Raw genomic sequence first — 6,590 nt, forward strand, 5'->3', positions numbered from 1 at the left:
TAATTTTTTGCTATTAACCTGATACTGGTATTAATAGTTTTAAAGTTTTTCGCTGATTCACTAAATTTAACAATCGCTTTCTTAATTCCATCTCATCTAACTCTGTATATTCCAAAATTAACTTTTCTATTTCTTCTATACGAACATTCATTTCTTGCCCTACATAAATTCTCGGGTGAACTTGCTTCTCATTCATTTCATCTTCTTTTAGTAATTCTTCAAAAAGCTTCTCTCCTGGGCGTATACCGGTAAATTCTATTCCTATTTCATCCAAAGAGTTTCCTGATAATCGAATGAGATTTTTAGCAAGATCAACTATTTTTACTGGTTCTCCCATATCCAGCACAAAAATTTCTCCTCCTTTAGCTAGCGCCCCAGCTTGCACTACGAGTCTTGATGCCTCCGGAATTGTCATAAAATAACGAACCATATCAGGATGAGTAACTGTAATTGGTCCACCATTTTGAATTTGTTTCTTAAATAAAGGTATGACGCTTCCGCGGCTACCTAATACATTTCCAAAACGTACTGTAACAAACTTTGTATGACTTATTTTATCTTTGTGCTGAATGACCATCTCAGCTAATTTCTTTGTTGCACCCATAACACTCGTCGGGTTCACCGCTTTATCGGAAGAAATCATAACAAACGTTCCTACTCCATGTGTTCTCGCTGCCTCTGCTATATTCATAGTTCCAATCAAATTATTTTTAACAGCCTCTTCAGGATTGTTCTCCATTAATGGTACATGTTTATGTGCGGCTGCATGATATACAACATTTGGAAGATGTTTATTCATTATTAAATGCATCTTCTTTTCATCTTGTATATCCGCGATTTCTGGAATAAACACGCCTCTCATATCGTTATATTTTTCATTTAATTCCATTTCTATGGAATAAATACTGTTTTCTCCATGCCCTAATAAAATCAATTTTTTCGGTTTAAATTTCGCAACTTGTCTACAAATTTCCGAACCAATTGATCCACCTGCACCAGTAACTAAAATGACTTTATCCGTTATATAATCTGAAATAATTTCCACATCTAACTCTACAGGATCTCGCCCTAATAAATCTTCTACTTGAACATCTCTAAATTCATTTACTGAAACCTTACCTGTTACTAAGTCTTCTAACATGGGAAGGATTTGAGTTTTTACTTTTGTTTTTAAACAATCTTTTAAAATAACATTTCTCTCTCTCTTGTTTAACGAAGGAATTGCCAAGATAACTATCTCAATATTCAGTTTTTTAATAACATAATCAATTTGATTCATACCACCTATTACTGGAATCCCCCAAATATCAAGATTATGCTTTTTGACATTATCATCAATAAACGCGACTGGCATTAATTCAGCAGTATTATTCTTCAACAACTGCCTTGCAACCATCGTCCCAGCTGATCCAGCACCAACAATTAACGTTCTTTTTTTATCACCCTTCTTTACATAATAAATATCTCTGTACATTCTCCAAATAAAGCGGGAACCACCAATTAATAAAATATGAATCATCCAAGTTACAACTAACAATCGAAAATACATTTTTTGCATAATGATTTGCTGTACAACCGCTGTAGTAAGTATTGAAAATGTAACGACCTTGCATATAATTAGCAACTCTCCTATACTTGCATATTCCAAAGCTTTTTTATACAATTTATAAACAAAAGCAAATAAATGATGACTAACTAATAGAGTGATAGAGCTAATAACTGATGATAAAGTGATAACACTAAAGCTAGCATTTACAAAAAAATAACTAAAAAAAACTGCACTTAATACAATCAGTGAATCCATTAAAAGTAATAACGATATCCTCCGGCGATACGTCATATAACTTCCTCCTTTAATCAATTCCTTACTGAACTCTTTCAAAGTTAAAGTTTCTAACTATATACTCTTTATTAAAAGTACATAGCTAGAAACTTTAATAAAATATGGGCATCTAACCCTTCCTCACATTACACTTTTGATGACTCGCATCTAAGGTTGCTTTCACAACCCACAGCATAATCGAGTGCCTCCATTGATAGCGGTCAGGAGACATCACCACATCACAATTCTATTATTCTTTCTTTATAACGAACATTTTTATGTAAGAAGGTTAAATTTATTATTCTAATCCCCTTTATACTTTCCCATTCAAAATTGCACCCAATATTCTGCTTTTCGTAAAACTTAGCGCTCTTTTCGTTTCAAGCGCATCTTCGCTCACAGTACGATTATATCGGATCACCAAAAGTACTCCTTCACACTTATCAACTAATACACTCGTATCTGTTACTTCTAATACAGGGGAAGAATCAAATAATATGATGTCATACCGTTCCATTGCCTTTTGAATTAACATATCCATCTCACCTGAACCAAGTACTTCAGATGGATTGAATGGTACTGGACCGCTAGTTAATATATCAAGACGTTCCATCTCTGTTTTTTTTACAGCGCCTTCTAAATTTGTTTTTCCGTTCAATATATCAGTTAATCCAACTGTATTTTCTACTCCAAACATTTCCTGAATCGTGGGTTTTCGTAAATTTGCATCTACTATCAATACTTTTTCACCTTTTTGTGCTATTGAGACTGCTAAATTAACTGTAATCGTTGATTTTCCTTCACCATACCTTGGAGAAGTAATAACTATAGTTCTGCTTTTATGAATAGACGAAGATAATTGAAGGTTTGTTCGAAGCGAACGATACTGCTCCGAAATTTTCGATCTTGGAGCTGTATAAGCAATTATACTTTCTCCTTTAACTTTATTTGTTTTTCGTCTATTTTTGTAGGCCACTCCGTTCCATCCCCCAGTACCACTGTATTTTTTTTACTGAATTTGTCTTCCGTATTTTTCCTATTCATTTTAGAAATCCCGCCCAAAACAGGGACATCTAACAATTGCTCAATTCGTCGTTCCGATTTGATTCTATCATCAAATGAATCCAATAAAAAAATAAAACCGATACTGAGCACCATACCTACAGAGAACGCAATTAGTATCGTCTTAAGGTGATTTATATTTATAGGCATCGAATGTTTTTGAACTGGGTCTTCTGGTAATATACTCACATTATTAAAATTTAGTATATTTGCTACTTCTTTCTTATAAACAGCCGCTGTCGTATTTGCAATTTTATGTGCAAGTACAGGATCAATATCCACTACATTTATTCTCATAATCTGAGAGCCTTGTACACTTTCTATACTTATTTGTCCACTTAATGCACCTGCAGATCTGTTAATATTTAATTCAGCCGCTACTTTTTCTAATATTACAGGCTCATTTACCATCGCTTTCAATGTATTCATCGTTTCAGCATTAGCTTGAACAATAACCCTTGCTGAGGAGGCATACAAAGGTGTTTTCATATACATACTATACATCGCTCCTCCTACGGTTGTGAGAGTCGTAAACAACAGTAGTATCCATACCCTTTTCCATATAACAGTAAATAGATTTTTTAAATTTATTTCCTTATTCATTACTTCTCCCCCTCATTTAATACCAATGAGATTCCAGTTGACATTCCCATAAAAAACAGAAATAAAAGTAATATGTTTTATTTTTTAAATATACAAACATTTCTAATTAATGCCATTTTAGTTCTTTATACAGAACGAGTCAACATAAATTATTCTTGTTAAATGACTTCTTAATTACACCTCATAAATTACGACAATATTCACTGCAATTCATTGTAGATAAATGACGAAAAAGCCCTGATATCGTAGTATCAGGGCTTTTTTTCTTAGTATAGAGATGTATTTCGATTACGTTCTCATTGGTGAACTTGCTTGCGGAATAAATAGTTTAACATGATGCTTTATTTCATATCACCATGTCCCAAAATTTTTTGTTTAACATCTGATAAATCCTTCGCCAACGAACTAAACGCTTTTGCTTGTTCTTCAATGACTTGTTGGTTTTTTTCAATAACTTTTTGATATTGTTCTTCGCGCTGTTCATTCTTTTTTTGTGTAGTAATAAGCATCCACACAAATAACGCTGCGAATGCTCCTTGTTGAATCATTGAATTTAAGATCTGCTCTTCTATTATTCTCACTCCTTTTCTAATCTAAATAATTACTCATTCGAGTGACTCTAATCTTTTATCATCTTTTAACACCAATATGTCCTTATAGCTATCTCTGTCTTATAATTCTTGCTAAAGCTATCTTTTATGTCATAACTTTATAAAATACAAAAACAGTTACTACTGGAATTTTTATCGAATATCTACAATGTCAAAGTGTTCCTCAGGTGTCCAACGATTCCCACCAATATCAATCCAGCCTTCTTTACGGAAGAATACTGTAAGGGGTTCTTTTGAAGTAATACGTCCTTTGTATGAGCCGTTAATTCCATCATAAAAGTTTACTCCATATCCTTCTGGGTATTTTGATATTGCTTTGAAAGGTCTCCAATAATAATGCTCCGCTTTTACCCAACGGCTTCTACCTAAATCTAACCACACATCATTATCTTCTCCCCAGTACGCATTCCAGTACAATACTTCTGCTGCTGTTGTAAAGTTCCCCTGATAGTTGCCATGTGGTCTATCATGATAGTTAATACCATAACCTTCCCAGTATATTGACTTTGCGAACCCAATCCCTTCTGGTTGCGGTGTACCAACAACGCCACCTTTACCTGTAAACCATTCAAGAGATTTTTCTCCGTTTAAGTAATTTAAATCTACATTACCAGATACGCCCGCAAGACTACCACTTTCCGTATACTGCCATAAATCACAGTTATAGGCTGGTTTATTTCCATAACGTGGAATCCAAAGGAAATCCGCATTCACAGTATTTAGTCCATAGCTTGTATACATGTGATGTGATACATATAGACCTATTTTCCAGCCAACTGCACGGCATGTATCAATAAATGCCTGTGAAGCTTTCGCTAAGTTAACTGCTCCACAACTTGCTAATGTATCATCTTCCACATCTAATACTAAAAATTTCGCTTCTTTGTCAGCGCGCGCCATAAAATCATTCGCTTCTACAATAGCATCCTGAACACTTACATAACATCCATAAGCATAGTGTGCAAATGGGACACCATAGTCTTTACAACCTTGTACATACTCTTTATAACGTGTATCAATTGTCCTTGATCCATATTGTACACGTATAATAGCAAGTTCAAGCTCTTTACTAGCTGCCGCCCAATTTATTGAACCATTGTGATGAGATAAATCTGCAATTTTCTTCATTTCTATTCCTCTTCTTTCCTATATCAAAATTTGTGAATAAAAAAACAACTCTTAATAGAGTTGTTTTTTTATCGAATATCTACAATGTCAAAGTGTTCCTCAGGTGCCCAACTATTCCCACCGATATCAATCCAGCCTTCTTTACGGAAGAATACTGTAAGAGGTTCTTTTGAAGTAATACGTCCTTTGTATGAGCCGTTAATTCCATCATAAAAGTTTACTCCATATCCTTCTGGATATTTTGATATTGCTTTGAAAGGTCTCCAATAATAATGCTCCGCTTTTACCCAACGGCTTCTACCTAAATCTAACCACACATCATTATCTTCTCCCCAGTACGCACCCCAGTATAATACTTCTGCTGCTGTTGTAAAGCTTCCCTGATAGTTGCCATGTGGTCTATCATGATAGTTAATACCATAACCTTCCCAGTATATTGACTTTGCGAACCCAATTCCTTCTGGTTGCTGTGTACCAACAGCGCCACCTTTCCCCAAGTAGTCTAATGGATTCACAGCATTACTCTTATTAATATTCCAGCCGCCTTTATGCATTTCAAAATGTAAGTGCTGACCATAAGCCTGTCCCGTTTCTCCCATAACCCCAATTGTTTGTCCTTGTGTAACAGAATCGCCTTCTTTAACTGTACGAGAACCACTTCGCATGTGAGCGTATACAGTTTCCCATGTAACTCCATTAATATTATGAACAATCATAATACATTCACCGTAACTAGATGAAAAATACGAACGACTAACTTTCCCACTAGCCGCTGCATAAATCGGATGATAGCCTGCTTCAGCAAGATCTACCCCATGATGATCTGGTCTGTCACCTCTAAAACCACTTGTTACTCTCGTTGTATTTGTTGGATAAATAAATGTTGCCATATGAATCTTCCTTTCTATTTTATATTGTCTATATTTATTATTTTTAGATATATTGTAGGTTTTCCAACCTTAAAACGAACAAAACAGAGAATTTCTCCATTGTTATCTACCATCAAAATATTATTCTTTTAACCATAAGTTAAATATTATTAAGATTACCAAAGACTCTTGAAAAACTATTATTTTATATGACTAATTCTTCTTTCCTACATTACAGTTTAAGTATAAAAAACAACTCTTAGTAGAGTTGTTTTTTTATCGAATATCTACAATATCAAAGTGTTCCTCAGGTGCCCAACTATTCCCACCAATATCAATCCAGCCTTCTTTACGGAAGAATACTGTAAGGGGTTCTTTTGAAGTGATACGGCCTTTATATGAACCGTTAATTCCATCGTAAAAGTTTACTCCATATCCTTCTGGATATTTTGATATTGCTTTGAAAGGTCTCCAATAATAATGCTCCGCTTTTAC

The 6,590-nt window shown here is 34.4% G+C and carries 6 protein-coding genes and 1 pseudogene; all 7 read right to left on the reverse strand.

Going from position 1 to position 6,590, the window contains the following annotated elements; translation table 11 throughout:
* Nucleotides 1–13 precede the first annotated feature (13 nt).
* Entirely contained in the window at nt 14–1,840 is a 1,827-nt protein-coding gene (locus G9F74_RS08100) for a polysaccharide biosynthesis protein (RefSeq protein WP_000222377.1), read from the reverse strand.
* A gap of 295 nt (nt 1,841–2,135) precedes the next feature.
* Nucleotides 2,136–2,798: a CpsD/CapB family tyrosine-protein kinase gene (locus G9F74_RS08105; protein ID WP_000323603.1), complete on the reverse strand. Its 663-nt coding sequence runs from the start codon at nt 2,796–2,798 to the stop codon at nt 2,136–2,138.
* Nucleotides 2,747–3,487 (reverse strand): YveK family protein, encoded by a 741-nt coding sequence (locus G9F74_RS08110; RefSeq protein ID WP_001031073.1) that lies wholly within the window; start codon nt 3,485–3,487, stop codon nt 2,747–2,749. The genes G9F74_RS08105 and G9F74_RS08110 overlap by 52 nt, the downstream gene beginning before the upstream one ends.
* A 341-nt stretch (nt 3,488–3,828) precedes the next feature.
* Nucleotides 3,829–4,059 carry a BhlA/UviB family holin-like peptide gene (locus tag G9F74_RS08115; RefSeq protein WP_073990767.1) on the reverse strand — a complete coding sequence of 77 codons (231 nt, stop codon included), beginning with the start codon at nt 4,057–4,059 and terminating at the stop codon, nt 3,829–3,831.
* Between the two features lie 171 nt (nt 4,060–4,230).
* On the reverse strand, nt 4,231–5,226 hold the full coding sequence (locus tag G9F74_RS08120; protein WP_016108931.1) for a GH25 family lysozyme: 996 nt from the start codon (nt 5,224–5,226) through the stop codon (nt 4,231–4,233).
* Nucleotides 5,227–5,294: 68 nt separating this feature from the next.
* Entirely contained in the window at nt 5,295–6,116 is an 822-nt protein-coding gene (locus G9F74_RS08125; protein ID WP_097895797.1) for a M23 family metallopeptidase, read from the reverse strand.
* Nucleotides 6,117–6,371: 255 nt separating this feature from the next.
* A pseudogene (locus G9F74_RS08130) lies at nt 6,372–6,590 on the reverse strand (lysozyme family protein); the annotation flags it as partial.

It is taken from the genome of Bacillus sp. EKM202B, from assembly GCF_011066025.1.
In the GTDB taxonomy this organism is placed as follows: Bacteria; Bacillota; Bacilli; order Bacillales; family Bacillaceae_G; genus Bacillus_A; species Bacillus_A toyonensis.

Bases quoted from the DNA above. Each gene is read 5' to 3' on its own strand.
- G9F74_RS08100 (WP_000222377.1), bottom strand. From the start codon at position 1,840: ATGACGTATCGCCGGAGGATATCGTTATTACTTTTAATGGATTCACTG.
- G9F74_RS08110 (WP_001031073.1), bottom strand. From the start codon at position 3,487: ATGAATAAGGAAATAAATTTAAAAAATCTATTTACTGTTATATGGAAA.
- G9F74_RS08120 (WP_016108931.1), bottom strand. From the start codon at position 5,226: ATGAAGAAAATTGCAGATTTATCTCATCACAATGGTTCAATAAATTGG.
- G9F74_RS08125 (WP_097895797.1), bottom strand. From the start codon at position 6,116: ATGGCAACATTTATTTATCCAACAAATACAACGAGAGTAACAAGTGGT.